Below are 25,597 nucleotides of genomic sequence, written 5' to 3'. Positions count from 1 at the left end.
CCCCCCCATCCACGTCTTTGCGCTCATCAACGTCATTATGCGCGTCGACGTCCGAAAGCGTGGATGCCCGGGACAAGCCCGGGCATGACGGAGAGCGAGGACACTGCGGTGATGTTTGGGAGTTAGCGGGTGGCTGCTGACAGAGAGCACGTCCGGGCAAATACATCGCGCCTTCGTCATTGCGAGGAGCGAAGCGACGAAGCAATCCAGCGCAGTGCAAGGAGCTGGATTGCTTCGCCTTCGGCTCGCAATGACGAACGCTGGCGTTGACCTGATTCAATCCATTCACGGCCAGGAGTGATCGTGCCGACCGGCGCGGCCGACGCTTCGCCCGCAACGACGGACGCGCTCTTTCACTCGATCCGGATCCCCGCCGCGCGGATCACGCCGGACCATAGCGCCTTCTCGTCCGCCAGCGTCTTGCGCAGCTCGTCCGGCGAGGAGGGGGCAGGCGTGATCATCTGGACTTTCAGCTTCTCGATCACCGCCGGCTCGGCCAGTGACTGTCGTAGCTCGGCGTTGATCGTATCGACCAATGCGGTCGGCGTGGCGCGCGGAGCGATCAGGGCGTTCCAGGCGTCGGACTGCACGTCGATGCCGCTCTCTTTCAGCGTCGGCACGTCCGGCAAAAACGGCGAGCGTTCCGGCGTCGACACCGCGAGGATCTTGATCGTGCCGGATGCCAGCTGCGGCGCGACCGAGATCGCCGGCAGGCATGCGGCCTGCACGTCGCCGCGGATCAGCGCCGTCACCGCGTTGGGCGACCCGGCATACGGAATATGCACCAGCTTGGCGCCGGCCTGCTGCGCGATCGCCTCCATGCACAGCTGCGACAGCGAGCCGGCGCCGATCGACGCGTAAGCGAGGCTGCTGCCCGGCGCCTTCAGCCTGGCGACGAACGCTGCAACGTCGCCGACGCCGAGGCTGGTCGGCACCACCAGCACGTTCGGCAGCCGCGTCAGCATCGTCACCGGGGTGATGTCGTGTTCGGGATCATATGGCAGCCTGGTGAACACCAACTGGTTGATCACCAGCGGGCCGGGGATCGAGATGCCGAGCGTCGCGCCGTCCGGCGCCGCCTTGGCGACCGCGTCGGTGCCGAGATTGCCGGCCGCGCCCGGCTTGTTCTCGGTCACGAAGCTCGTGCCGGGATGACGCGCCTGCAGGCTGTCGGCCAGCACGCGGCCGACAATGTCGGGCGTCGATCCGGGGCCGAACGGCACGACGATCCGCACCAGCTTCGGCGGCCACGCGGTGGTCTGCGCTGCGGCAGCGCCGGTGCTGATCGTGCAAACCGCGATGCCCAATAGCGCCAGCGTCGGCGGCAACGTCCGGAGGAGGCGTCCCAGCATTTGCATCGATCCCGTAAACAATGATACCCGGATTTCGCCCGCGCGGCGCCGTGCTGCGGCCGGCCGCGCGACGGCGCGGACCATAGGGGGATTTGGCCGGTGCGCAAATCGCCGCATGCGCCGGCCGAGACAGGAGTGACGCGATGGGACTTGCGGTGATGATCCTCGGCCTGGTGCTGTTCATCGGCATCCACGTCGTGACGACGCGGCGCGATCTGCGCAGCCGGCTGATCGGGATCGGCGGCGAGGCGGTCTACAAGATCGTCTATGCGGTGCTGGCGATCGGCGGCATCGTGCTGATCGCCTATGGCTTCGGCTCCTATCGCGCCCACGGCTGGATCGACGTCTGGTATCCGCCGCACTGGACCAAGCATCTCACCGCGCTGTTGATGCTGCCGATGGCGATCCTGCTCGCCGCTGCGTATTCGCGCGGCCGGATTTACGCGGCGGTCAAGCATCCGATGCTCACCGCGGTGAAGCTGTGGGCGGTCGGGCACCTGATCGCCAACGGCGATCTCGGCTCGATCATCCTGTTCGGCTCGCTGCTGGCCTGGGCGGTGTACGACCGCATCTCGCTGAAGCGCCGCAGCGACGCGGGCGGTCCGCCGATTCCGGTCGGCGGCGCCAAGAACGACGTCATCGCCATCGTCGCCGGCGTCGTGCTGTATCTGGCGCTCGCCTTCGTGTTCCATCCCTACGTCATCGGCGTGTCCGTGTTCGGAGCCTAAGCATGTCTGTTCAATCGACCATCCGGCGCAAGACCGCCCCTGATATCCGCGCGCGCAAGGGCGGCGATCCGATCGTGATGCTGACCTCGTATCACGCCCACACCGCCTCGCTGGTCGACCGCTATTGCGACGTCATCCTGGTCGGCGACTCGCTCGGCAACGTGATGCACGGCTTCGAGACCACCGTGCCGGTGACGCTCGAGATGATGATCCTGCAGGGCCACGCGGTGATGCGCGGCTCGCAGCACGCGCTGGTCGTGGTCGACATGCCGTTCGGCTCGTACGAAGCGTCGAAGGAGCTGGCCTTCCACTCCGCCGTGCGCATCCTCAAAGAGACTCACTGCGGCGCCGTGAAGCTCGAGGGCGGCGTGCGCATGGCCGAGACCATCGCGTTCCTCAGCGAGCGCGGCATTCCGGTGATGGGCCACATTGGTCTCACGCCGCAGTCGATCAACACGCTGGGCTCGTTCCGCGCGCAAGGCCGCGAGGAGGGCAGCTGGGCGCCGATCGAGGCCGACGCCAAGGCGGTCGCCGATGCCGGCGCCTTCTCGGTCGTGGTCGAGGCGGTCGCCGAACCGCTCGGCCGCAAGATCACCGAGTCGATCGCGATCCCGACCATCGGCATCGGCGCCAGCGCCGCCTGCGATGGTCAGGTGCTGGTGCTCGAAGACATGCTCGGGCTGTCGCCGAAGCCGCCGAAATTCGTCAAGCGCTATGGCGAGCTCGGTCCCGGCATCGAGGCGGCGATCAAGGGCTACGCCGAGGAGGTCCGCTCCCGTGCATTCCCGGGTCCGGAGCACGTCTACGGGATGAAAAAGAGCTGACAATCGTTGGCAACTGGGGTGCCGATCCGCAGGATCGCTGCCCCGGGTTTGCCTGAAGTTTGCCGCATGCTTTCCGGCGCCAACGGGTCGCAAAGCGTCGGTTGATCGTTTCGGGACATCCCCTTGATTTGGCTGGCTTTGCCTTGCCACCGCCATAACGCTAGGGTATCGCCGCCGCAGCGTCTGGGGGACGGGCGCGCGGCGCATTCGGGCGAAAGCGCCGCCGGTCGCGACAGGAATCCATAAGTGTCTGAGATTTTTAATGAAATCGACGAGGAAGTGCGTCGCGAACGGCTCAAGAAGCTGTGGGACAAGTATTCGCTTCTGATCATCATTGTCGCCGTCCTGATCGTCGCCGGCGTCGGCGGCTGGCGCGCCTATCAATATTTCGAAGGCAAGAAGGCCGCCGAAGCCGGCGCCGCCTTCACCGCCGCGGTCGAACTCGCCGAGCAGAACAAGCACGCCGAAGCCGAAGCGGCCTTCGACAAGGTCGCCGCAACAGCGCCCGCCGGTTATCGCAATCTGGCGCGGCTGCGCGCCGCCACCGAAGCCGCCGCGGTCGATCCGCAGAAGGGCGTGAAGCTGTACGATGCGATCGCGGCCGACCGCGCCGTGCCGGCGCAGGACCGCGATCTCGCCACGCTGAAGGCCGGTCAGTTACTGGTCGACAGCGCGGCCTACAACGACATGGTGCAGCGCCTCGAACCGATCTCGGGTCCGGGCGCCATCTATCGTCACACCGCGCGTGAGCTGCTGGCGCTATCTGCTTGGCGCGCCAACAATGTTGCGGCGACGCGGCAGTGGATCGAGCAGATCAATCTCGATCCCGAGACGCCGGCGAGCCTGCGCAATCGCGCCGAAGTCCTGCAGGCGCTGCTGCCGCCCGCTGCCAAGAGCTAGTTTGAGACCGACCGGCACCATCGCCAACGTTCGAGTTCACGTGAGACACCGTCCATGCGCCGTTCGCACCGCCTGATCTCCCTTGCCGTCCTGCTCGCACTCTCGAGCGGACTGGCCGGCTGTGGCAGCCTCGGCGGCTGGGACCCGACCGATATGTTCGACTTCCTCGACAACAAGAAGAAGCTTGCGGGCGAGCGCAAGCCGGTGTTCCCCGAAGGCGTTCCCGGCCTCGAACAGGGCGTGCCGAAGAATCTCTATAAGGGCGCGCAGCAGCAGGATCAGGCGGTGGTCGAGGCCGCCCCGGTCGCGCCTCCGCCGGAGGCTAAGCCGAAGCGCGCCCGCTCGCACCACAGCGCGGCGGCCTCGCGGCCTGCCGCACCGGCCCCGGACGCCGAGCCGGCGCCCGAAGAAGACGGCAGCACGGCCGCGGCGCCCCCGGCGCCGAAGCCTGCCAAGCAGGCGCGCCGTCGCACCACGGCGCCGCCGGCCGACCAGCCCGCCGCCGACCCGGCCCCCGCACAGCAGCAAGGCACCTCGGCATTCCCGGCGCCGCTGCCGAGCGGCACTTTCCAGCGCTGATCCTGATTTCCGGCGCGCCTCCGGCACGTCGCGACATTGACAGGTCACTGCTTCTCGGCGCACGGATCAGCCATGTCGTTCACCATCGCCATCATCGGCCGACCCAATGTCGGCAAATCGACGCTGTTCAATCGTCTGGTCGGGCAAAAGCTCGCGCTGGTCGACGACACCCCCGGCGTCACGCGGGACCGCCGCGAAGGCGAGGGGCGCCTCGGCGATCTGGAATTCACCATCATCGACACCGCCGGGCTCGATGAAGGCGCCAAAGGCTCGCTGACGGCGCGGATGCAGCAGCAGACCGAAACCGCCATCGCACTTGCCGACGCGCTGATGTTCGTGTTCGACGCGCGCATGGGCCTGACGCCGAACGACCGCGCCTTTGCGGACTTTGCCCGCCGCGCCAACAAGCCGGTGGTGCTGGTCGCCAACAAGAGCGAAGGCAAGCACGGCGAGATCGGCGCGATGGAGTCCTACGCGCTCGGCCTCGGCGATCCGGTGCAGATCTCGGCCGAGCACGGCGAAGGCCTCAGCGAACTCTACGACGCGCTGCGCGCGCTGATGCCCGAGCCGGTGGAAGAGGATGAGGACGACGACGAGAACCTCAACGAGCTGACCGACGAGGAAATCGCCCGGCGGCCGATCCGCGTCGCGATCGTCGGCCGCCCCAACGCGGGCAAGTCCACCTTCATCAATCGGCTGCTCGGCGAAGAGCGGCTGCTGACCAGCCCCGAGGCCGGCACCACGCGCGATTCCATCGCTGTCGAGGTGAAGTGGAAGGGCCGTGACTTCCGGATTTTCGACACCGCCGGGTTGCGACGTCGCTCGCGGATCGAGGAAAAGCTCGAGAAGCTGTCGGTGGCCGACGCGCTGCGCGCGGTGCGGTTCGCCGAAGTCGTGGTGCTGATGATGGATTCGCAGAACCGCTTCGAGGAGCAGGACCTGCGCATCGCCGATCTGATCGAGCGCGAGGGTCGGGCGCTGGTGATCGCGGTCAACAAATGGGATCTGGTCGAGCAGCAGGGCGGTCAGATTGCGCAGCTGCGCGCCGATGCCGATCATTGGCTGCCGCAGATCCGCGGCGTGCCGATCGTCGCGACCTCCGGCATGCTGGGCGAGGGCGTCGATCGGCTGATGACGGCGATCCAGGACGCTTACGCGGTGTGGAATACGCGCGTGCCGACAGCGGCGCTGAACCGCTGGTTCGAGCAGGCGGTGGCGCAGAACCCGCCGCCGGCGGTGGCCGGCCGCCGGCTGAAGCTCAACTACGCCACCCAGGCCAAGGCGCGGCCGCCAAGTTTCGTGGTGTTCTGCTCGCGCGCCGATGCGGTGCCGGAATCCTATCTGCGCTACCTGGTCAATTCGATGCGCGGCGTGTTCAAGCTGCCCGGCACGCCGGTGCGGATCACGCTGCGCGAGAAGGCGAATCCGTTCGCCCACAAACGCAAGCGGAAGTCATGACCCACGGCGACCAACCGTCCGAGACGATCGGGGCGGGAGGCGCGCGGCCCGCCGCGGTGGGATTCATCTTCGTCACCATCCTGCTCGACATGCTGAGCATCGGCATGATCCTGCCGATCCTGCCGAAGCTGATCGAGAGTTTCGCCCACAACAACACCGCGGATGCGGCGCGGATTTACGGCCTGTTCGGTACCGCCTGGGCGCTGATGCAGTTCGTGGCGTCGCCGATCCTCGGCGGGCTGTCCGATCATTTCGGCCGGCGGCCGGTGATCCTGTTGTCCAATCTCGGCCTCGGCCTCGACTACATCCTGATGGCGCTGGCGCCGTCGCTGGGCTGGCTGTTTCTCGGCCGGGTGATTTCCGGCATCACGGCGGCGAGTATCTCGACCGCGTTCGCCTACATCGCCGACGTGACGCCGGCGGAGAAGCGCGCCGCGGTGTTCGGCAAGGTCGGCGCGGCCTTCGGGCTCGGCTTCATCATCGGCCCGGCGATGGGCGGGCTGCTCGGCGGTGTCGATCCGCGGCTGCCGTTTTGGATCGCGGCGGGGCTCAGCCTTTGCAACGCGTTGTACGGCCTGTTGGTGTTGCCGGAGTCGCTGCCGCCGGAGCGGCGCTCGCCGTTCCGCTGGAAGTCTGCCAACCCGGTCGGCGCGGTGCGGCTGCTCGCCTCGAATAGCCGGCTCGCCGCGATGGCGGTGGTGGAGTTCTGCGCCGAGGTCGCGCATGTCGCATTGCCGGCGATCTTCGTGCTGTATGCGAGCTATCGCTATGGCTGGAGCGAGACGAAGATAGGCTTGGCGCTGGCGTTCGTTGGCGTCTGCACCGCGATCGTGCAGGGCGGGCTGGTCGGCCCGGCGGTGAAGCGACTCGGCGAGCGCAACGCGCAGATCATTGGCTATGGCGGCGGCGCGCTCGGCTTTCTGATCTACGCGCTGGCGCCGACCGGCGCGCTGTTCTGGATCGGCATTCCGGTGATGACGCTGTGGGGCATCGCCGGGCCCGCCACGTCCGGGATGATGACGCGGCTGGTCTCGGCCGATCAGCAGGGGCAGTTGCAGGGCGCGATGACCAGCGTCAAGAGCATCGCTGAACTGATCGGGCCGTTCCTGTTCACGCTGATCTTCGCCTATTTCATCGGCGGCAACGCGCCGTTCGCCTTGCCCGGCGCGCCGTTCCTGCTCGCCGGCGCGCTGCTGGTCGTCTCGGTGTTGGTCGCGGCCACGGCCGGTGATGCGCGGCAGCGAGTTCTCACCGGTTAGTGAGCTGCAGCGGCTTGTCGCTGCGCGGCCGGCTCTCTCAGAACGGCACGGATGCTCGGCCGCGGAGCGTCCAGATCTGAACGGTGCCGCCCAGGCCGCCGAGTTCGCCACCGACCGCGACCGCCGCGCCGTTGCCGAACCGCGCTGCGATGCCTCCGGTCAGCCGTGCCGACCAGCCATCCATCAGCGGTACGGAAGCCAGTGGCGTTCCGCCCGCGAGCGTGATCGTCTCCGCGTTGTCGCCGAGGAAGTAATAGTCGGCAAATACGCCGGTGTAGGGCGCGAGCGTCAGCGTCGCGCTGTAGATCCACGGATAACTGACCTTGAGGCCGGCCGATGCCCGCCCGGTGAAGAACTCGCGCTGTGCCTGCGGAGTGCCCAGTGAATCGATGTAGGCGTTTTGGCGCTCCCACAGCGCATAGACCTTCGCCGAGGGCTCGATCGCGAAGCCGAACGCCTCCGTGGTGCCGGTGATGCCGCCAGACACCAGCCACCGCTGGCCATCGAAGCTGCCGAAGGCAGTGCCGGCCGAGCCGTCGTAACCGATCCCCGAATAGGCGCCGGCGATGTCGAACCGCAGCCCGGCGGCGGATCGCCACGCCGCGTAGGACCCGATCGTCCAGCCATCGCCTTTGAGCCTGCCGTTGAGCGTACCGGACTTGTAGTCGAAGGTCTCGTAACCACCGACGACGCCGATCAGGAAGTCCGGCGACGGTTTCCGGGTCAGTCCGATCAATGCGTTGACCTGACTTCCGCTGAGCACCGAGCTGGTGCTGCTGGCGTTCCACTGCCCGATGCCGGCCCCTTTCACCTCGGCCCACATCAGCCAATCCTTCGGCTCGACCGGCGCCTTCGCGGGTGCCTTTGTGATATCGGCCTTGCGATCGATCGCCGCGAAGGTGTCGTCGAAGCGGGATCGGCCTCGCCCTGGCGCGGTCGGATCGCCGATGCCGAATCCGATGCTACGGCCGGGTCCGTTGTCACGGACGTATGGCCGTGGCCAGCGGCTCTCGACGGCGCCGTCGGCCGACCCGGTTCGGCTCTGCGATGGATCGTCGGTGAAGTTGAAGCGGAGGCCCGTGCCGGATGGTGTGACCAACTCGCCGCCGTCGTTGAACCCCTCGGAAATCGCAGAATCGATCGCCCCAGAGATGGCGGCGCCGGAGGTCTGCGCGATCGTCTTGCTCGCGATGATCTGCATGGCGCGCAGCTTGAGGCTGTCCTGGGGGGTGTTGACGGCTTGCAGCAGCGGCGACGAGCTACTGGCGGAGTAGCTGGCGTTGCCGATGAACGCGGCCAGAATTGTGTGTGAGCCGACCGTCAGGCTGCTGGTGGTGAGCGTCGCGGTGCCGCCGGACAAGGCAACCGAGCCGATCGTGACGCCGCCGTCGGTGAAGGTCACGGTGCCGGTCGGGACGGAGCCACTCGCCGCCACCGTCGCAGTGAAGCTGACCGGCTGTCCCGCTTCGCTGGGATTGCGCGACGAGGTGAGGGTGGTGGTTGTCGTGGTGACGATATAGCTGAATAGGCCGGCGCCGGTGCTGCTGCCGCCAGGCGTCGTCACGGTGACGTCGACCACGCCTGCGGCATGAGCGGGCGTCGTTGCGGTGATGGTGGTGGCGCTGGTCACGCTGACGGCCGTGGCCGCTGTGCCGCCGAAGCTGACGGCGGTTGCGCCGGCGAGATTACTGCCGGTGATTGTCACCGAGGTGCCGCCCGCGCCCGGGCCGCTCGCGGGACTGATCGACGTGACGCTGGGACCGGCGACGTAGCTGTAGAGCCCGGTCCCCGTCGCGGTGCCGCCGGGCGTCGTCACTACGATGTCGACGCTGCCCGCAGCGTGAGCTGGCGTGGTCGCCGTGATCGTGGTGGCATTCACGATGGTGACGCTCGTGGCCGCAACCCCGCCGATCGTCAAGGCCGTCGCCCCGGCGAGGTTCGTTCCTGTGATGGTGACCGACGTGCCGCCGCCGATCGGGCCCGCGGCGGGAGCGATCGCCGTCACCGTCGCGGCCGCGATATAGGTGAAACCGCCAGTCGACGTGACCGGGCCGCCAGCGGTGGTGACGACGACATCCCGAGCGCCCGAGGTGCCGGCGGGTGTCGTGATCGCGATCGAGGTCGCGGTGTTCGTTCCAAGGGGCGCGGCCGCTCCGCCGACCGTCACCGAGGTGACGCCGGACAGGTTGGTGCCGGTGATGGTCACCGACGTGCCGCCGGCGGCCGGTCCTGAGTTCGGTGAAATCGAGCTGATGGTCGGGGGCGCCACATAGGTGAAGCCGCCGGTGGATGTCACCGAGCCGCCGGCGGTCGTCACGACGACGTCGCGTGCGCCGGCCGTGCCGCTCGGCGTCGTCACCACGATTGACGTGGATGTGTTGGTACCGAGCGAGGCCGCGGCGCCGCCGATGCTGACCGAAATGACGTTGGCGAGATTGCTGCCGGAGATGGTGATGGTGGTGCCGCCGCTGGTCGAGCCGGAGTTGGGGGAGATCGTGCCGATCGTTGGCGGCCCCGCGTAGGTGAAACCGCCGGTGGCCGTGGCCGAGCCTCCACCGGTCGTCACGACGACGTCGCGCGCCCCTGCTGTGCCGGCGGGCGTGGTCACCACGACCGAGGTGGACGTATTGGTGCCGACCGTCGCGGGTGAGCCGCCGATCGTCACGCCGGTGACCCCGGCCAGATTGGTGCCGGTGATCGTCACCGACGTGCCGCCCGCCGTCGGGCCGGCGTTCGGCGAGATCGAGCTGATCGACGGCGACAGGATGTAGGTGAACCCGCCGGTTGCTGTGACCGAACCGCCCGGGGTGGTCAGGACAACGTCGCGTGCTCCGGCCGTGCCGGACGGTGTCGTCACCACGATCGACGTCGAAGTATTGGTGCCGAGGGTCGCGGATGCGCCGCCGATGGTAACCGCGGTCACTCCGGACAGATTCGTGCCGCTGATCGTCACCGAGGTGCCGCCTCCGGTCGAACCTGAGTTCGGGGAGATCGTGCTGATCGTCGGTGCCGCCGCGTAGGTGAAGCCGCCGGTCGATGTTGCCGCACCACCGGGCGTGGTGACGACGACGTCTCGTGCCCCGGCCGTTCCGGACGGGGTGGTGATGACGATCGACGTCGCCGTGTTGGCGCCCAGAGTTGCCGCAGCGCCGCCGACAGTCACGCTCGTGACACCGGACAGATTGCTGCCCGAGATGGTGACGCTGGTGCCGCCCGTAGTTGGGCCGGCACTGGGTGAAATTGAACCGATGGACGGGCCGGCGATATAGGTGAAGCCGCCGGCTGAGGTGGTCGAGCCACCGGCCGTGGTCACCACCACGTCGCGCGCACCAGCCGTCCCGGACGGCGTCGTGATGATGATCGAGGTCGATGTGTTGGTGCCGAGCGTCGCCGATGCCCCGCCTACCGTTACGCTGGTGACGCCGGACAGGTTGGTGCCGCTGATGGTTACCGACGTGCCGCCGGTGGCCGGACCCGAACCGGGCGAAATCGAACCGATGCTCGGTGGCGCCACATAGGTGAAGCCGCCGGTCGCGGTGGCCGATCCGCCTGCGGTGGTGACAACGACGTCGCGTGCGCCCGCCGTCCCGGATGGCGTCGTGATGACGATCGATGTCGACGTGTTGGTACCGAGCGTTGCTGATGCACCGCCGACCGTGACACCGGTGACGCCTGACAGATTAGTACCGCTGATCGTCACCGACGTGGCGCCACTGGTTGGACCGGAACTCGGCGAAATGCCTGTGATGGTCGGGGCGGCGATGTAGGTGAACTGGTCGCTCGAGCCGGTCGCCGATGTCCCGATCGGCGTGGTCACGGTGACGTGCACGGTGCCGGCGCTGCCGCTTGGCGAGGGCACGACGATCTGGGTCGACGAACTGCTGGTGAAGCCGCCGCTCGCCACCGAGTTCGAGCCGAAGCTGACCGAAGTTGCGCCGCTGAAGTTCGTGCCTGTGATGGTAACCGAGGTGCCGCCTGTGGCTGGACCGGACGTCGGCGACACACCGGTAACGGCAGGGGGGGACACATAGGTGAAACCGCCGGTTGACGTGGCGGAGCCACCCGCGGTCGTCACGACGACGTCGCGTGCGCCTGCGGTGCCGGCCGGGGTGGTGACACTGATCGAGGTCGACGTATTGGTGCCGAGCGTCGCCGAGGCGCCGCCGACGGTCACCGAGGTGACGCCGGACAAATTCGTCCCGCCGATCGTCACCGCGGTGCCGCCCGCGGTCGAGCCTGAACTCGGCGAGATCGAGCTGATCGTCGGAGGCGCCACATAGGTATATTGGTCGCTCGAACTCGTCGCCGAGGTGCCGACCCCGTTTGTTACCGTGATATGCACGGTGCCGGCGCTGCCGCTCGGCGACGGCACGACGATCTGGGTCGACGAACTGCCGGTGAAGCTGCTGCTCGGTACCGAGTTCGAGCCGAAACTCACTGACGTCGCCCCGGTGAAGTTCGTGCCGTTGATCGTCACCGAGGTGCCGCCGGCGGTCGGACCGGACGTCGGCGATACCGACGTGACCGTCGGGCTGCCGGCCGCGGTGCAGGTGGCTGAGAACGCCACGCTGCCGCGGAACCCGCTGCCGGTCTGGTCGATCGCTTCCGAAGATAGGCCCGGCGTCGAGGCTCCATCTGGATTGTTGTTGATCTTCACTATATCGCCGGCCGACAGTGTGTAGCTGCCGGACGTGCTGACATGGAAGCCAGCGCCACTGTTGTTATTGAAGGTTGCAGGAATACCGAACGAATAGTCCGCGGTAAATCCGGCATCAATGGTTCCCGCCGTCGTCGAGATGGTCACCGAATAATGGAGCGTGTCGCCGGCAGCGAATGCCGTCAAATAAGCCTCGTTGAAGCCTTTGCCGTCGTCGGGAGCGCCTGGCGACGTGAACGTCACGTTGTAGTTCAAGGCGCCGCCGTTCACGGCCGTACAACTTGCCGATGCCCAGCTTGCGGTCGAAGTCAGCGCGATCGCTGCGGCCGCTAGTGCCGCGGACGCGAGGATTCGAATCTTGTTCTTGCTTCGGGCCGGTCGCGCACAGGTGCTGCCAGCAATTCGCATCAATCCCGCTCGGCTCTCCGCTGAGGGCGGCTTTGGCGTGCGAGAATTTGCCGATAGCCGTTCCGCCGCGGCGCCATACGGCACGACGCGGGATTTCGGCGAGGATCCGGCAGAATCATTCAGGCGCATGACTCTCGTCGAAATCAGGGAGAGGAGCAAAATAACTGATAGTTCACGCGGCTTTGTAGGAAGTATGCGAGAAGCGAACGGTTGAGCGTTGCATCTGTCGAGTTGTGGTATCAAGCATCTCGCGATGTAATGGCGCGAATTCGGCTTCTCGTTGTAGATAAGTCACAAGTCCGAATTGCTGTACGGTAACTATGTAGAGTTTGTGTGCGATCTATTGAATTGTTGCTGAGTGGTCCTGCTTACTGGCGGCTTTAAAAAACACTATTTCATGAGTCTGCGTTGAGTGAACATTTTGGTGGTTCGGTGGCCGGTGTAGAAAATTGATCAGTCGTGGGTGGCGCGCGGGAGCTATTCATTGTCGGTGGATTGCTGCCGAAGTGATGATGAATATCGCGCAAAGTGAATGTAGCTTGTCTGTTGTGCGTTGGTGAAACGACGTCGTCGATCTGATTTTATCGAGCGGTCGAATTTATGGTTGTCGGCATGCTGATTGCTTCGACGCGGCGGTTCGCATTCATCGCTTCAACAAGAAGAGGAGAGATGCTGAGAATGAGCGCGGTCCGGATTCATTCGGACCGGATTTGACATTGGAGGGGCACGACGCCGCTGGCCTCACGCCCCATCGTTCTCCACGAAAGGAATTGGTCAGATGGCAGACTCTTTTATTGGTCAGATCATGCAGGTCAGTTTCAACTATGCACCGGTGGATTGGGCAGTCGCAGCCGGGCAGACGTTCAGCGTCACTCAGAACCAGGCCCTGTTCTCGTTGATCGGCGGGACCTTCGGTGGTGACGGACGGACCACGTTTCAGCTTCCCAATCTTCAGTCGCGGGTGATCATCGGCGCCGGGCAGGGGCCAGGTCTCAGTAACTATGCCTGGGGCGCGCATGCCGGCGTCGAGCGCGTTACGCTGACCCAGGCGAACCTGCCTGCGCATTCACATGTGGCGACGTTCACGCCGACGGGCGGCGGCGGCGGTGGTCCGGCGGCGGTCCAGGCGCTGACGGGTGTCACTGTTGGTTCGCTGTCGGGCTCCCCGGCCGCCGGATCGCTACTGGCCAATACCGGCCCGACCGGAGGAGGCCAGCCCAAGATCTACGCACCCGCCGGGACGGCAGGCACGCCCGTCAATTTGGGCGGCGTGAGTGGCGGTGGCGGCGGGATTACCGGCGGGGTGGTTCAGATCGGTAACACCGGAAGTAACGTTCCGGTCGAGACCTTGCCGCCTTACCTGGCGCTCAAGACCAATATCTGTCTGTCGGGCCTGTATCCGGTTCACGACTGAGTTAGTGGCCGCCTGGCGGGCTCGCAATGGAAGCATCGCGAGCCCGTGACGGCTTGCCGAGTGCGGCCGTGATCCTGTCAATTGAAGACGGCTTGATATCGCCTGCGACCGTTCTTGGGCTGTAGCTGCGAAATCAGAATGGTGTAAGGGCCGCCACGGCCGCAATCGAATTCATAGGCGGCATCGAGCAGGTATACGTCTTCGGCCGATTCAAAGAACAGGCTGAACGGCTCACGCTCCGCACCGACGAATAGCGGCCTGCGGTGCAGCCTGACAAGAGTGAGTTCAACCGGCTCAGGAACGGTGGACACGCGGACGGCACGCCCGATCCAGGGTTCGAAATCTTCAGGCTTCATCAGATACATTGGGGACCTCGATCAGGTGCAATCATCATTCTGAAATGCAGCGTTCGGAGTTGATCCAAACAACGGATAAGTAGCATCATCGATGCGACGGTCCGCGTCCGTCGTCAATGAGGCGCCGCAAAGAGCCGATCGGGGCGGATCATCGGGGAGGCGGGATGAGCAGAATTCGCGAACATTTGGCGCTGTCGGTGGCCGGACTAACGATCCGGCCAGCGCGGCCCGAGGATGACGCCTTCTGCCGCAGTCTCTCGGATGCGACGTGGCGCGCCGCATGGGTTGGCATCGACATGCCGGATGAACTGAAGAGCGCGCTACTCGTGCAGCAATTCGAAGCGCAGCGGATCGGCTACCGACAGAGCTTTCCGGAGGCTGAGTATTTCATCATTGCGGAGCGGGAGATCGCCGTCGGTCGACTAGTGGTCGCGGTGGAGATGAGCGGAACCGGGCTGCACGATCAGAGCGAGCCGGATGCGAGCGCCGCAGACAGGTCGGCGGGGCTGGCGCTACGTCTTGTCGATATCGCGTTGCAGCCGGCTGCACAGGGGCACGGCCTCGGGCGCGAGGTGATCGCGAGCCTCGCCCGCGCAGCGCGGGCGATCGGGGCCGAGCGCCTGACATTGTCCGTGCAGCCATCCAATGATCGCGCGCGCAGCCTGTATCTTCGGCTGGGCTTCGTCGAGACGGATTGCGAGTCGTTTCGGCAGATGACGATGCAACTGAACTGACCGGCGTCCCGGCCAGAATGATCATGGCCGGGGTGGACCCCGGCCATGATCAATCTCGCAAAGGGGGCAGAGGGACGTTACTTCTTCACCAACGGGCACTCGCTTTCAGACAACGGGCGAGCCGCATCTTCGGCCGAGATGTCGGCGATCTTCTTGTAATAGTCCCACGGGCCCTTCGATTCCGCTGGAGTCTTCACCTCGAACAGATAGGCCGGGACCATGCGGCGGCCGTCGGCGCGGATCATCGACTTGCCGAACGGCTGATCCTCCACCGGGATCTCCTTCATCTTGGCGACGACCTTGGCGCCGTCGTGCGGGTTGCCGCCCATCGCCTCGAGCGTCTTGAGATAATGCAGCACCGCCGCATAGACGCCGGCCTGCGTCATCGAGGGCTTTGCATTGTTCTTGGCCTGCTCCGAGAACCGCTTGGCGAACGCGCGGGTGTTGTCGTTGAGGTCCCAATAATAGGACTCGGTGAAGGTCAGTCCCTGCGCGACCTTGAGGCCGAGGGCGTGCACGTCGTTGATAAACAGCAGCAGCGCGGCGAGTTTCTGCCCGCCCGAGGTGATGCCGAATTCAGCGGCCTGTTTGATCGCATTGGTCGTGTCGCCGCCCGCATTGGCGAGGCCGATGACCTTGGCTTTCGAGGCTTGCGCCTGCAGCAGGAAGGACGAGAAGTCGGCATTGTTGATCGGGTGCTTGACGCCGCCGAGCACCTGACCGCCATTGGCCTTCACGACGGCGCTGGTGTCGCGCTCCAGCGCCGCGCCGAACGCGTAGTCGGCGGTGAGGAAGAACCAGGTGTTGCCGCCGGCCTTGGTCAGCGCCTGACCGGTGCCGTGCGCCAGCATGTAGGTGTCGTAGGCGATCGAGATGGTATTCGGAGTACACGCCTTGCCCGTCAGATCGACGCTGCCGCCGCCCGAATTCATCAGGATGATGTTCTTTTCCTTGACGAGATTGCTGACCGCGAGCGCGACGCCTGAATTGGGGGTGTCGGTGATCATGTCGACCTTGTCGACATCGATCCATTGCCGCGCGAGGTTGACGCCGATGTCCGGCTTGTTCTGGTGATCACCGGCCACCAGGTCGATCTTCCAGCCTTTGGCTTCCAGGCCGGAATCCGCGATCGCGAGCTTGGCGGCGACGACCGAGTTCGGCCCGCCGATATCGGCGTAGAGGCTCGACATGTCGTTGAGCACGCCGATCTTGGCGGTCTTGTCCTGGGCGAGCGCAGGCGAGACGAACGCGGCGCCCGCCAGCGCAAGCGCGATGGCATGACGACGCGAGAATGCGACTCTCATCATTTCCCCCTTTAAAGATGGCAGATTGCGAGCGGGTGTGGTCCCCGCTTGTGGTCAGTCAATCTTGCCGTCCTGCGGAAGTCAATCCGCGGCGGGGCCTTTCAGTGTGCTGGTCAGGCGGTCGTAGAGCTTGCCGGTTTCTGTCCAACTCGGCAGGCAGAGCGGGAGTAACTGCTCGGCCGCTTCATCGGCGGTCGGCAGCGTTTCCGGGTCTTCGCCGGGCATGATCGTCCCGCGTAGTTTGGTCCGCGTCGGGCCGGGGTCGAACAGGTTGACCCGGATGGGTGTCGTATTCGCCACTTCCTTGGCCCAGACTTCGACTAAAGTCTCAAGCGCCGCCTTCGAGGCTGCGTAGGGCCCGCGATAGGCCGGCGCCCGGCCACCACCGCGCGAAGTCAGGAAAACCGCGCGACCGGCGTCGGATGCGCGCAGGAGCGGCTCCATGCAGCGGATCAGCTGGAAGTTGACCGTGAGGTTGAGGCTGATCACGTCGGTCCACGCCTTCACCTCGATATGGCCGAGCGGCGACGACGGACCGGCGACGCCGGCGTTGCCGACCAGCACGTCGAGCTTGCCATGGCGTTCGTAGATCGAAGCGCCGAGCCGGGCGATCGCCTCGAGATCCTTGAGGTCGAGCGGCACCAGCGTGGCGGCGTGGCCGTCATCGGCGCGGATCGCATCGTCGAGCTCTTCAAGGCCGCCCTGCGTCTTGGCGACCGCGATGACATGGGCGCCGGCCTTGGCGAGAGCACGGGCCGTCGCATAGCCGATGCCGCGCGATGCGCCGGTGACGAGAGCGATGCGGGAGGCGAGGGGTTGATTCATGGCCGACACTTGAATGGTGATGTCAGACGCAGGAGCGCCTTGAACGATACCGTTGTTCTAAAGACGTTGATGCCCGGCACAAGGCCGGGCATCACGAACTTTAGTCAGGCGAAACGCGAATGCGTCAGCTCGCCTCAGCCAACAGCGACAATTGCCGCGGCGACGTCTCGGTCTGGTTCATGTCGGTCAGCGGCGTCGGATATTCGCCGGTGAAGCAATGGTCCGTGAACTTCGGCTGCGCCGGATCGCGGCCGCGTTCACCCATCGCCCGATAGATGCCGTCGACCGACAGGAAGGCCAGCGAGTCGGCGCCGATCAGCTCGCGCATCTGCTCGAGCGAATGCGTCGCCGCCAGCAGGCCGGCGCGGTCCGGCGTATCGATGCCGTAGTAGTCCGGATGGGTGATCGGCGGCGAGGCGATGCGGAAATGCACCTCGCGGGCGCCGGCGTCGCGCATCATCTTGACGATCTTCTTCGACGTGGTGCCGCGCACCAGGCTGTCGTCGATCAGCACGATGCGCTTGCCCTGGATCGCCGCGCGATTGGCGGAGTGCTTCATCCGCACGCCGAGTTCGCGAACGCTCTGGGTCGGCTGAATGAAGGTGCGGCCAACGTAGTGATTGCGGATGATGCCGAGTTCGAACGGCACGCCGCTTTCGCGGCTGTAACCGATCGCCGCGGGAACGCCGGAGTCCGGCACCGGCACCACGACGTCGGCCTCGAGATGGCTCTCCCGCGCCAGCTCGGCGCCGAAGCTCTTGCGGACGTCGTAAACCGAACGTCCGCCCACGATCGAATCCGGCCGTGCGAAGTAGATGTACTCGAAGATGCACGGACGAGGCGGCTGCGGCGGGAACGGCTTGTGGCTCTGCACGCCCTTCTCGTCGAACACGATGATTTCGCCGGGTTCGACGTCACGGACGTACTTCGCGCCGATGATGTCGAGCGCGCAGGTCTCCGACGCCAGAATCGGGCTGCCGTCGAGCTCACCCAGCACCAGCGGGCGGATGCCGAGCGGATCGCGGGCGCCGATCAACTTCTTGTTGGTCAGGGCCACCAGCGAATAGGCGCCTTCAATCGCGCGCAGCGCTTCGATGAAGCGGTCGATGAAGCGGTTGCGCTTGGACTGCGCCACCAGATGCAGGATCACCTCGGTGTCGGTGGTCGACTGCATGATCGCGCCGCTCTGCACCAGTTCGCGGCGCAGCGTCAGCCCGTTGGTGAGGTTGCCGTTATGACCGACCGCGAAACCTCCGGCGTTCAGCTCGGCGAACAGCGGCTGCACGTTGCGCAGTATGGTCTCACCCGTGGTCGAGTAGCGGACGTGACCGACCGCCAGATTGCCCGGCAGCCGCGCGATCACATCCGCGCGAGAGAAGGTATCGCCGACCAGACCGAGCCGACGTTCGGAATGAAACCGGCCATGATCGTAGGAGACGATTCCGGCCGCTTCCTGTCCGCGATGCTGCAGCGCGTGCAGCCCCAGCGCCGTGATCGCCGCCGCGTCAGGGTGGCCGAAAATGCCGAACACGCCGCACTCTTCGCGCAGCGTGTCGCCGTCAGTGTCGAACACGTCGTCAGGGACGTGGTGGTCGGGAGTTTGCGGGTCGCGAGCGTCCGATGCGGGCGTTGCGGCGTCGTCGGAAGGGCTCTGCATCGCGTCCATCGCGCCTCTCAGTTGGGCCACGCTCAGCGCGCGGCCGGTTTGCCCTCTATCAGCTTTTTCAAACTGTCGCGGGCGGGTTTGCTGTAGCCGTCACCATTGCCGGGAGCAGCCGAATCGTCGGTTTGCTCTTCCTCCGGCTTGTTTTTCTTGAACCTCTTCAAGATGGTGTTTTCAGGGTCATTCGGCAAGAGTGTCATCAACCAGTCACCAGTTCCTTGCAGGACCGTGCGCGACTTCGCGTTGACCACCCAGTCAGGCCGCTGCTTCTCGGGCACTAGCCAGTTGAAGAACAGATAGGCCACCACCACGATCAGCAGTCCGCGGGCGAGGCCGAACAGGAACCCGAGCGTGCGATCGAGCGCGCCGATCCGGGAATCCAGGATCATGTCGGAGATCCGGACCGTGATGATCGACACGATGATCAGCGTGCCGAGGAATACGCCCGCAACCACCACCACGGCGGCGACGGTGTCGTTCGAGAAATAGGTCTTGGCGGTCGGCAGCAGCTTCTGAAAGGCGTAGAGCGTGACCAGCGCCGCGGCGCCCCAGGCCGCGATCGACAGCACCTCGCGCATGAAGCCGCGGACCATAGCCAGCAGGCCGGACACCAACATCACCGCGAGGACAACGAAGTCGAGAATCGTGATCGGCATCGGCCAGTCGGGTCCGCTCGGTGTGTAAATAACGGCGAATCGTGCACGCGCCGTCAGGGCACGTGACGGTGATATGGCACGCCGCGCAAGGCGAGAAAACGCTCAACGGAGCTCTCGACACAGCATAGATCAGCCGGGCCGGTCGACGGTCGGCCTCCGCCCGCCATGCGCGCGCGTTGTATAGCGGCGCGTTCCGGAAAGGTCACCCCGGTTCAACCCTCGCGCTGCCGGAATCGCGCCGGTGTGGCATTTTTCTCTGCGGGCTCCCGCTCGCGAGCGGCGGCACGTGGGGTTCCACGAGCCGCAATGTCGGCAACAAGGCTAGTGAGGCCGCCGACGCTTTGCAGCGCCAGACCGGCGTCGGAGGGGGCGTCGCCACGCGTCTGTTCCGGCAGGACCGCGCGGCCAAAGCCGAGCTTGGCGGCTTCCTTGAGCCGCGCCGGGGTCTGCGCCACCGGCCGAACCGCGCCGGACAGCGAGATTTCGCCGAAATACACCGCATCGGTCGGCAGTGGCGAGTTCGCCAGCGACGACACCAGTGCGGCTGCGGCGGCGAGATCGGCCGCCGGCTCGTTGATGCGCAGCCCGCCGGCAACGTTGAAATAGACGTCGTAGCCGGACAGCTTGACGCCGCAATGCGCCTCGAGCACCGCCAGCACCATCGACAGCCTGGCTGAATCCCAGCCGACCACCGCACGCCGCGGCGTGCCCAGCGTCGACGGCGCGACCAGGGCCTGCAATTCGACCAGCACCGGCCTCGTGCCTTCGATGCCGGCGAACACCGCGGTTCCGGGTGAGCCGAGATCGCGTTCGGACAGGAACAGCTCCGACGGGTTGCTGACTTCGCGCAGGCCGAGCCCGGTCATTTCGAACACGCCGATCTCGTCGGTCGGGCCGAAGCGATTCTTGACCGAGCGCAGGATGCGGAACTGCTGCGAGCCTTCGCCCTCGAACGACAGCACCGCGTCGACCATGTGCTCGACCACGCGCGGACCGGCGATCTGGCCGTCCTTGGTGACGTGGCCGACCAGAATGATGGCCGCGCCGGTCTTCTTGGCGAAGCGGATCAGCGCCTGAGCCGAGGCGCGGACCTGCGTCACGGTGCCGGGCGCGGACTCGACGGTGTCGGTCCACATCGTCTGAATTGAATCAATGACGATCAATCGCGGCGTCGCGCCTTCGGACAGCGTCGCGATGATGTCTTCGACCGAGGTCTCGGCCGCGAGTTCGACCGGTGCGGCGGCAAGGCCAAGCCGTTCCGCGCGGAGCCGAACCTGCGCGATGGCTTCTTCGCCGGAAATATACACGGTGCGATGACCGGCTTTGGCCATCAGGCTGGTGGCCTGAGTCAGCAATGTCGACTTGCCGATACCCGGATCGCCGCCGACCAGCAGCACCGAGCCGCGCACGAAGCCGCCGCCGGTGACGCGGTCGAGTTCGGCCATGCCGGAGGGCAGGCGAGGGGCGTCGTTGCTCTTGCCGGCCAGCGACTCCAGCTTGAACGTTCTGCCGCGCCGCTTGGCCCGGATGCTGACCGGCACCGCGTTGTCGCCGGCTTCCTCGACCAGCGTGTTCCACTCGCCGCAGGACTCGCACTTGCCCTGCCAGCGATTGAACGCGGCGCCGCAATTCTGGCAGACGAAGGACGAGGAGGCTTTGGCCATGGGGCGGTGATGCAGGGGCTGAAGCGATGGGACAACGCTGCATCAGTTTTGTTCATATTTTGTTCTTGTGGTCAAGTCCCGTCGACACTGACGATCGCGTTGCGACATAGCGGTGATCGGCTGCGTGATAGGGGCGATGAGTTCTCCAGCACGAATATCAGTAATACTTGGCCGCGATAGCAACGCATGGAGAGCCTTGAAGCCTCGGAACGGCGGGTTTCCGTCGGTCGGATTAATCGGAACATAACCGGTCGCGTGCGTCACTGCGGCCATGCGAGCGCCACAGCTTCCAAGGTTGACACCTGCCATCGCGCGCAGCTTCGCTGTGGTGGCGATCATCGCGTATTTGGCGGACCTTCTGGCGCAAACGCGGGATCATTTGTCCAACGGGGCCGAGCGTCCGTTCGGCGATGACTTCATCAATTACTGGTCGGGCGCTTACCTCGCCTGGCACGGGCGGGTGAACGAGATCTACGACTTCCAGGCCTTCCATGTTTTCGAACAGTCGGTGATCGGCGCGCCGATCCAGGGCTATCATTACAGCTATCCGCCGGTGCTTCTGCTACTCACCGCGCCGTTGGCGATGCTGCCATACGTGCCCGCGCTGTTTGCTTGGCTCGGGGCCAGCTGGTACGCATTCTATCGCGCCCTGCGGCTGGCGATGCCGGAAGGCGGCGCATTGCTGTTTGCGCTGGCCAGTCCCGCCGTGCTCATCAACGCCTTGGGCGGGCAGAATGGTGCGTGGACGGCGGCGCTGCTTGGCGGCGGACTTGGATTGATCGAGCGGCGGCCGCTGCTCGCGGGTAGTTTGTTGGGACTGCTGATCTACAAGCCGCAACTTGGACTACTGATCCCGATCGCATTGCTGGCCGGACGGCAATGGCGGACGCTCGTGGCGGCGGGTGTGGTGGCTGGGGGGCTGCTGGCGTTGAGCGGCCTGTGCTACGGTTTGGATATCTGGGCCGACTATCTGCGCAATCTCGGCTTGCTGCGGCAGGCCATTCTGGAAGACGGGACGGGCGTGTGGCACCGCTTCGTCTCGGTGTTCGTCGCCGCCCGAAGGCTCGGCGCGCCGGTCGAAATTGCCTATCTGATTCAGATTGTTAGTGGCGTGCTGGCGTGCGCCGCGGTGGCGTGGGTTTGGCGGGGGCGGGCGCCTGCGGGGGTGAAGAATGCCGTGCTGGTGCTGGGCACGTGTTTGGCGACGCCCTACCTGCAGGATTACGACTTGGTGTTCGGCGCATTGGTGATCGCGTGGCTGTGGCAAACCTGTGGCAGCGACGTCTCGGCGAAAACGCTTCTCATTTGCTCCAGCCTCCTGCTTGTCCTGCCGCTCGCCGCCAGCGCACTGGCGCATCCGACCGGGCTGGCGCTCGGACCCCTGTTCATTTTACCGCTGTTTCTGGTTGCGCTTCGCATGAGCATGGACAGCCGCGTCCCGGAGTTGCGATGGTCTGCATCGGCCTGATGTGAGGCGACGATGCGGGACGACGAGCGCAGGGACTATGAGCGGCGGAAGTGGCGGCAGATCGCCGGACACTTCGTCATGGGAGCCGTGTTCGGCGCCGGCTTTGCGGTGGTTCTGCTGCTCGGCAATTACTTCGGCCTGGCGACGGTGATCGACAGCAGCGAGGCGCCGGTGTTGGTGAGAGCGGTGCTGATCGTCGGCATCGCCGGCTCGTTCGCGTTCTGCGCGGCGATTACTGGATTCTTGTTTCTGGTCCATGAGGATTGAAAAGCGAAGCGAGGCCCATCCGTCATTGCGAGCGAAGCGAAGCAATCCAGAGCGCAGTGCACTGCGCTGGGTTGCTTCGTCGCTTCGCTGCTCGCAATGACGGGGAGAGTTTGTACTTGAAGTGCGGCCTCAGCTCGCCGGCGACACCGGGGCGGCGGGCGCGATCGTGGGCGGCGTCGCCGCCGGCTTCGCGTCGCCGCCGGTGTAGATCCGCGCGTAGCGCGGGCCGAGGCTGGTCAGCACTTCATAGCCGATCGTGCCGAAGTGATGGCCGAGTTCGTCGACGGTGATGCCGTCGCCGATCAGCGTCGCCATCTGGCCGCGGCGCGCGGCATTCGCGGGCAGCTCGGTGACGTCGACCGCGAGCAGGTCCATGGAAATTCGTCCCGCGATCGGGCAGCGCTGGCCGGCGATGATCACGTCGGCGCCGCGCGTGCCGTCGTTGGAGCCGGCGGCGCGGAAGTAACCGTCCGCGTAGCCGGCCGACAGCACGGCGATTTTGGTCGGCCGCCGTGCGCTCCAGGTCGCGCCGTAGCCGACGGTGTCGCCGCGCTCGACGTTGCGGACCTGCACGATCCGCGCCTTGAGATCGACCACCGGCTGCATCGGATTGTCGGAGTCCGGCGTCGGGTTGACGCCGTACAGCGCCGCGCCGGGACGCACCAGATCGAACTGGAATTGCGATCCCAGAAAGATGCCGGACGACGCCGACAGCGAAGCGGGGACGCCGGCGAACTGGCTGGCGATCTCGCGGAAGGCCGCGACCTGCTTGGCGTTGATCGGATGGTTGGGCGACTCGGCCGCGACCAGATGGCTGATCACCAGCGTGACGCCGTGGTCGCCGACTGAGATCCGCGGCACAATGCTCAGCGCCTCGGCAGTGGTGAGGCCGAGCCGGTTCATGCCGGTGTCGATATGGATCGCGGCGCCGCCGCTCCAGCCGGTGCGGCGGCAATACACGTCCCATTCGGCGAGTTCGTAGAGATCGCCGATCACCGGGCGGCAGTTCAGCCGGGCGAATTCGTCGCCGGTGCCCTGAAAGAAGCCGTCGAGCACGTAGAGCGCCACGTCCGGCGCAACCGCGCGGACCGCTGCGGCTTCGCCGAGCGTCGCGACGAAGAAGGTCTTGCACCCGGCGCCGGCCAGCGCGCGCGTGACCGGGCCGATACCGCAACCATACGCGTCGCCCTTGACCACGGCGGCGGCTTCGGCCGGGACTGCTGTCTTCTCGAGCTTGCGCCAGTTGCTGACAATCGCGTCGAGGTCGATCGTGAGAATGCCGGGCGCGTTTGCCGTCGATGCCGCGAGTGACGCCGCCTTTGCGGCGTCCGGCGTCAACAGGCTGGCGACGGTCGCATTCGGATCGGGAAGGATGGTCATGTCTCACACTCTGGCGCTTTCGAGCGAAGACAATCCCATACGCGTGGCGAAAACGCGTCGAGACGACTCCGGCTCTTCGCGTTCGTTCTAGCAGAACGGCAGGTCGCGTCTCTGCCTGAATTCCGCCGAACGGAGTTGCGTCAGACGCGGTCGGGCAGGTGGCTGTCGTCCGCCAGATCGCTGAAGCGGGTGAACTGGCCTTCGAACTGCACGTCGACGGTGCCGGTGGGGCCGTGGCGCTGCTTGGCGATGATGACTTCGGCCTTGCCGTGGACGAGGTCCATCTCGGTCGCCCACTTTTCGTGTTCGGGCGTGCCGGGCCGCGGCTCCTTGTTCTGCAGATAGTATTCTTCGCGATACACGAACATCACGACGTCGGCGTCCTGCTCGATCGAGCCGGATTCACGAAGGTCGGACAGTTGCGGCCGCTTGTCGTCGCGGGATTCGACCTGACGCGACAACTGCGACAGTGCGATGATCGGAACGTTCAACTCTTTCGCGAGCGCCTTGAGGCTGGTGGTGATCTCGGTGATTTCCTGCACGCGGTTGTCGCCGCGCTTGCTGGAGCCCTGCAGCAGCTGAATGTAGTCGACCACGATCAGGTCGAGACCCTTCTGACGCTTCAACCGCCGCGCGCGCGCGGTGAGCTGGGCGATCGAGAGGCCGCCGGTTTCGTCGACGAACAGCGGCAGCGTCTGCAACTCGATCGAGTAGTCGCGGATCTTGTCGAAATCGGCCTCGCTGATGCCGCCGCGGCGGATCTTGCTCGAGGCGATCTCGGTCTGCTCGGCGAGAATACGGGTGGCGAGCTGCTCGGCGCTCATTTCGCACGAGAAGAAGCCGACGATGCCACCATTGATCGTCTTATTGCTGCCGTCCGGCTGGATCTCGCCGCGATAGGCCTTGGCGACGTTGTAGGCGATGTTGGTGGCGAGCGCGGTCTTGCCCATGCCGGGACGTCCGGCGAGCACGATCAAGTCGGAGTGCTGCAGGCCGCCCATGCGGGTGTCGAGGTCGCGCAGCCCCGTCGCGATGCCCGACAGCTTGCCGTCGCGCTGGAAGGCCTTGGCGGCCATGTCGACCGCGGTGGTGAGCGCCTGGGAGAATTTCTGAAAGCCGCCGTCGTAGCGGCCGGATTCGGCGAGTTCGTAAAGCCGGCGTTCGGCGTCTTCGATCTGGTTCTTCGGCGCGAAATCGACCGGCGCGTCGTAGGCGACGTTGACCATGTCGGTGCCGATGCCGATCAGGTCGCGGCGCAGCGACAATTCGTAGATCGTCCGGCCGTAATCCTGGGCGTTGATGATGGTGGTGGCTTCGGCGGCGAGCCGCGCCAGATATTGCGCCACCGTCAGGCCGCCGAGATCGAGATCCGCCGCCAGGAAGGTCTTCAGCGTGATCGGCGTCGCGATCTTGCCGGCGCGAATGATGCTGGATGCGGTGTCGAAGATCGTCTGGTGGATCGGTTCGAAGAAGTGCTTGGACTCCAGGAAGTCCGAAACCCGGTAGAACGCGTCATTGTTCACCAGGATGGCGCCGAGCAGGGCCTGTTCCGCCTCGATGTTGTGGGGCGCGGTGCGATAGGCAGGCGCCGCAGCGTCCGGCGCGAGCTTCAGCACGTTGGAATCAATGGCAGCCATAGCTCTCGATTATTCGCTCGAATTTGTCGGATGCGGGGCGCGACTAAAGCGCCGATTCAGCCCG

At 65.7% G+C, this 25,597-nt stretch carries 21 protein-coding genes; 10 read left to right on the top strand and 11 right to left on the bottom strand.

The window, feature by feature from the left end; translation table 11 throughout:
• Nucleotides 1-353 precede the first annotated feature (353 nt).
• Complete coding sequence (locus IP86_RS15480; RefSeq protein ID WP_054163417.1) at nt 354-1,352, bottom strand: Bug family tripartite tricarboxylate transporter substrate binding protein; 999 nt, start codon at nt 1,350-1,352, stop codon at nt 354-356.
• A 143-nt stretch (nt 1,353-1,495) separates the two neighbouring features.
• Here IP86_RS15480 and IP86_RS15475 point away from each other — a divergent pair, with 143 nt between their 5' ends.
• The 6 genes from IP86_RS15475 (at nt 1,496) to IP86_RS15450 (ending at nt 7,100) form a co-directional block, all read left to right on the top strand.
• Nucleotides 1,496-2,080 (top strand): NnrU family protein, encoded by a 585-nt coding sequence (locus IP86_RS15475; RefSeq protein WP_054163416.1) that lies wholly within the window; start codon nt 1,496-1,498, stop codon nt 2,078-2,080.
• Between the two features lie 2 nt (nt 2,081-2,082).
• Nucleotides 2,083-2,904: a 3-methyl-2-oxobutanoate hydroxymethyltransferase gene (gene panB / locus IP86_RS15470; protein ID WP_054163415.1), complete on the top strand. Its 822-nt coding sequence runs from the start codon at nt 2,083-2,085 to the stop codon at nt 2,902-2,904.
• 246 nt (nt 2,905-3,150) lie between these two features.
• Nucleotides 3,151-3,804 carry a tetratricopeptide repeat protein gene (locus IP86_RS15465; protein ID WP_054163414.1) on the top strand — a complete coding sequence of 218 codons (654 nt, stop codon included), beginning with the start codon at nt 3,151-3,153 and terminating at the stop codon, nt 3,802-3,804.
• A gap of 54 nt (nt 3,805-3,858) precedes the next feature.
• The gene (locus tag IP86_RS15460) at nt 3,859-4,383 is read left to right on the top strand and encodes a hypothetical protein (RefSeq protein ID WP_054163413.1); all 525 of its coding nucleotides are present in this window, start codon (nt 3,859-3,861) and stop codon (nt 4,381-4,383) included.
• A gap of 72 nt (nt 4,384-4,455) precedes the next feature.
• Nucleotides 4,456-5,841 carry a ribosome biogenesis GTPase Der gene (gene der, locus IP86_RS15455; RefSeq protein ID WP_054163412.1) on the top strand — a complete coding sequence of 462 codons (1,386 nt, stop codon included), beginning with the start codon at nt 4,456-4,458 and terminating at the stop codon, nt 5,839-5,841.
• On the top strand, nt 5,838-7,100 hold the full coding sequence (locus tag IP86_RS15450) for a TCR/Tet family MFS transporter (RefSeq protein WP_054163411.1): 1,263 nt from the start codon (nt 5,838-5,840) through the stop codon (nt 7,098-7,100). The genes der and IP86_RS15450 overlap by 4 nt, the downstream gene beginning before the upstream one ends.
• A gap of 37 nt (nt 7,101-7,137) precedes the next feature.
• Here IP86_RS15450 and IP86_RS15445 read toward each other — a convergent pair whose 3' ends face one another.
• The gene (locus tag IP86_RS15445) at nt 7,138-12,012 is read right to left on the bottom strand and encodes an IPT/TIG domain-containing protein (protein WP_245290639.1); all 4,875 of its coding nucleotides are present in this window, start codon (nt 12,010-12,012) and stop codon (nt 7,138-7,140) included.
• A 931-nt stretch (nt 12,013-12,943) separates the two neighbouring features.
• Between IP86_RS15445 and IP86_RS15440 the strand changes: the two genes are divergently transcribed.
• Nucleotides 12,944-13,579 carry a phage tail protein gene (locus IP86_RS15440; RefSeq protein ID WP_054163410.1) on the top strand — a complete coding sequence of 212 codons (636 nt, stop codon included), beginning with the start codon at nt 12,944-12,946 and terminating at the stop codon, nt 13,577-13,579.
• 77 nt (nt 13,580-13,656) lie between these two features.
• Here the strand turns inward: IP86_RS15440 and IP86_RS15435 are convergent, their stop codons facing one another.
• Entirely contained in the window at nt 13,657-13,944 is a 288-nt protein-coding gene (locus IP86_RS15435) for a DUF6916 family protein (protein ID WP_054163409.1), read from the bottom strand.
• 155 nt (nt 13,945-14,099) lie between these two features.
• On the opposite strand from IP86_RS15435, the gene IP86_RS15430 reads away from it, so the two are divergent.
• Nucleotides 14,100-14,669 carry a GNAT family N-acetyltransferase gene (locus IP86_RS15430; RefSeq protein WP_197279824.1) on the top strand — a complete coding sequence of 190 codons (570 nt, stop codon included), beginning with the start codon at nt 14,100-14,102 and terminating at the stop codon, nt 14,667-14,669.
• A 77-nt stretch (nt 14,670-14,746) separates the two neighbouring features.
• On the opposite strand, the gene IP86_RS15425 is transcribed toward IP86_RS15430, so the two are convergent.
• The 6 genes from IP86_RS15425 to IP86_RS29115 all read right to left on the bottom strand — a co-directional run bounded on the left by IP86_RS15425 (nt 14,747) and on the right by IP86_RS29115 (nt 21,120).
• Nucleotides 14,747-15,973 (bottom strand): ABC transporter substrate-binding protein, encoded by a 1,227-nt coding sequence (locus tag IP86_RS15425; protein ID WP_054163429.1) that lies wholly within the window; start codon nt 15,971-15,973, stop codon nt 14,747-14,749.
• 81 nt (nt 15,974-16,054) lie between these two features.
• Nucleotides 16,055-16,798, bottom strand: coding sequence for an SDR family NAD(P)-dependent oxidoreductase (locus tag IP86_RS15420; protein ID WP_054163407.1), 744 nt, complete (start codon nt 16,796-16,798; stop codon nt 16,055-16,057).
• Between the two features lie 124 nt (nt 16,799-16,922).
• Nucleotides 16,923-18,464: an amidophosphoribosyltransferase gene (purF, locus tag IP86_RS15415; RefSeq protein WP_054163406.1), complete on the bottom strand. Its 1,542-nt coding sequence runs from the start codon at nt 18,462-18,464 to the stop codon at nt 16,923-16,925.
• 23 nt (nt 18,465-18,487) lie between these two features.
• Nucleotides 18,488-19,117, bottom strand: a complete 630-nt coding sequence (locus IP86_RS15410; protein WP_054163405.1) for a CvpA family protein — start codon at nt 19,115-19,117, stop codon at nt 18,488-18,490.
• Nucleotides 19,118-19,329: 212 nt separating this feature from the next.
• Nucleotides 19,330-20,781, bottom strand: coding sequence for a DNA repair protein RadA (radA, locus tag IP86_RS15405; RefSeq protein WP_054163404.1), 1,452 nt, complete (start codon nt 20,779-20,781; stop codon nt 19,330-19,332).
• A gap of 42 nt (nt 20,782-20,823) precedes the next feature.
• Nucleotides 20,824-21,120 (bottom strand): hypothetical protein, encoded by a 297-nt coding sequence (locus IP86_RS29115; protein ID WP_197279825.1) that lies wholly within the window; start codon nt 21,118-21,120, stop codon nt 20,824-20,826.
• Between IP86_RS29115 and IP86_RS15400 the strand changes: the two genes are divergently transcribed.
• Nucleotides 21,107-22,249, top strand: a complete 1,143-nt coding sequence (locus IP86_RS15400; RefSeq protein WP_245290638.1) for a glycosyltransferase family 87 protein — start codon at nt 21,107-21,109, stop codon at nt 22,247-22,249. The genes IP86_RS29115 and IP86_RS15400 overlap by 14 nt on opposite strands.
• Nucleotides 22,250-22,261: 12 nt before the next feature.
• Entirely contained in the window at nt 22,262-22,516 is a 255-nt protein-coding gene (locus IP86_RS15395) for a hypothetical protein (protein ID WP_054163402.1), read from the top strand.
• Between the two features lie 129 nt (nt 22,517-22,645).
• On the opposite strand, the gene alr is transcribed toward IP86_RS15395, so the two are convergent.
• Together alr and IP86_RS15385 are read right to left on the bottom strand one after the other, a co-directional pair.
• Entirely contained in the window at nt 22,646-23,896 is a 1,251-nt protein-coding gene (alr, locus tag IP86_RS15390) for an alanine racemase (RefSeq protein ID WP_054163401.1), read from the bottom strand.
• A gap of 140 nt (nt 23,897-24,036) precedes the next feature.
• A complete protein-coding gene (locus tag IP86_RS15385; protein WP_054163400.1) occupies nt 24,037-25,533 on the bottom strand; it encodes a replicative DNA helicase in 1,497 nt (498 codons plus the stop codon).
• Between the last annotated feature and the right edge of the window lie 64 nt (nt 25,534-25,597).

The organism is Rhodopseudomonas sp. AAP120 (assembly GCF_001295845.1).
GTDB lineage: Bacteria > Pseudomonadota > Alphaproteobacteria > Rhizobiales > Xanthobacteraceae > Rhodopseudomonas.
This window is presented reverse-complemented; position numbering and strand designations above follow the sequence as displayed.

Excerpts from the sequence above, each read along its gene's own strand:
- purF (WP_054163406.1), bottom strand. The coding sequence starts at position 18,464 with ATGGACGCGATGCAGAGCCCTTCCGACGACGCCGCAACGCCCGCATCG.
- IP86_RS15420 (WP_054163407.1), bottom strand. The coding sequence starts at position 16,798 with ATGAATCAACCCCTCGCCTCCCGCATCGCTCTCGTCACCGGCGCATCG.
- radA (WP_054163404.1), bottom strand. The coding sequence starts at position 20,781 with ATGGCCAAAGCCTCCTCGTCCTTCGTCTGCCAGAATTGCGGCGCCGCG.
- IP86_RS29115 (WP_197279825.1), bottom strand. The coding sequence starts at position 21,120 with ATGATCGCCACCACAGCGAAGCTGCGCGCGATGGCAGGTGTCAACCTT.
- IP86_RS15435 (WP_054163409.1), bottom strand. The coding sequence starts at position 13,944 with ATGTATCTGATGAAGCCTGAAGATTTCGAACCCTGGATCGGGCGTGCC.
- IP86_RS15480 (WP_054163417.1), bottom strand. The coding sequence starts at position 1,352 with ATGCTGGGACGCCTCCTCCGGACGTTGCCGCCGACGCTGGCGCTATTG.
- IP86_RS15430 (WP_197279824.1), top strand. The coding sequence starts at position 14,100 with ATGAGCAGAATTCGCGAACATTTGGCGCTGTCGGTGGCCGGACTAACG.
- IP86_RS15395 (WP_054163402.1), top strand. The coding sequence starts at position 22,262 with ATGCGGGACGACGAGCGCAGGGACTATGAGCGGCGGAAGTGGCGGCAG.
- IP86_RS15460 (WP_054163413.1), top strand. The coding sequence starts at position 3,859 with ATGCGCCGTTCGCACCGCCTGATCTCCCTTGCCGTCCTGCTCGCACTC.
- IP86_RS15475 (WP_054163416.1), top strand. The coding sequence starts at position 1,496 with ATGGGACTTGCGGTGATGATCCTCGGCCTGGTGCTGTTCATCGGCATC.
- IP86_RS15410 (WP_054163405.1), bottom strand. The coding sequence starts at position 19,117 with ATGCCGATCACGATTCTCGACTTCGTTGTCCTCGCGGTGATGTTGGTG.
- alr (WP_054163401.1), bottom strand. The coding sequence starts at position 23,896 with ATGACCATCCTTCCCGATCCGAATGCGACCGTCGCCAGCCTGTTGACG.
- IP86_RS15440 (WP_054163410.1), top strand. The coding sequence starts at position 12,944 with ATGGCAGACTCTTTTATTGGTCAGATCATGCAGGTCAGTTTCAACTAT.
- panB (WP_054163415.1), top strand. The coding sequence starts at position 2,083 with ATGTCTGTTCAATCGACCATCCGGCGCAAGACCGCCCCTGATATCCGC.
- IP86_RS15385 (WP_054163400.1), bottom strand. The coding sequence starts at position 25,533 with ATGGCTGCCATTGATTCCAACGTGCTGAAGCTCGCGCCGGACGCTGCG.
- IP86_RS15425 (WP_054163429.1), bottom strand. The coding sequence starts at position 15,973 with ATGAGAGTCGCATTCTCGCGTCGTCATGCCATCGCGCTTGCGCTGGCG.
- IP86_RS15450 (WP_054163411.1), top strand. The coding sequence starts at position 5,838 with ATGACCCACGGCGACCAACCGTCCGAGACGATCGGGGCGGGAGGCGCG.
- der (WP_054163412.1), top strand. The coding sequence starts at position 4,456 with ATGTCGTTCACCATCGCCATCATCGGCCGACCCAATGTCGGCAAATCG.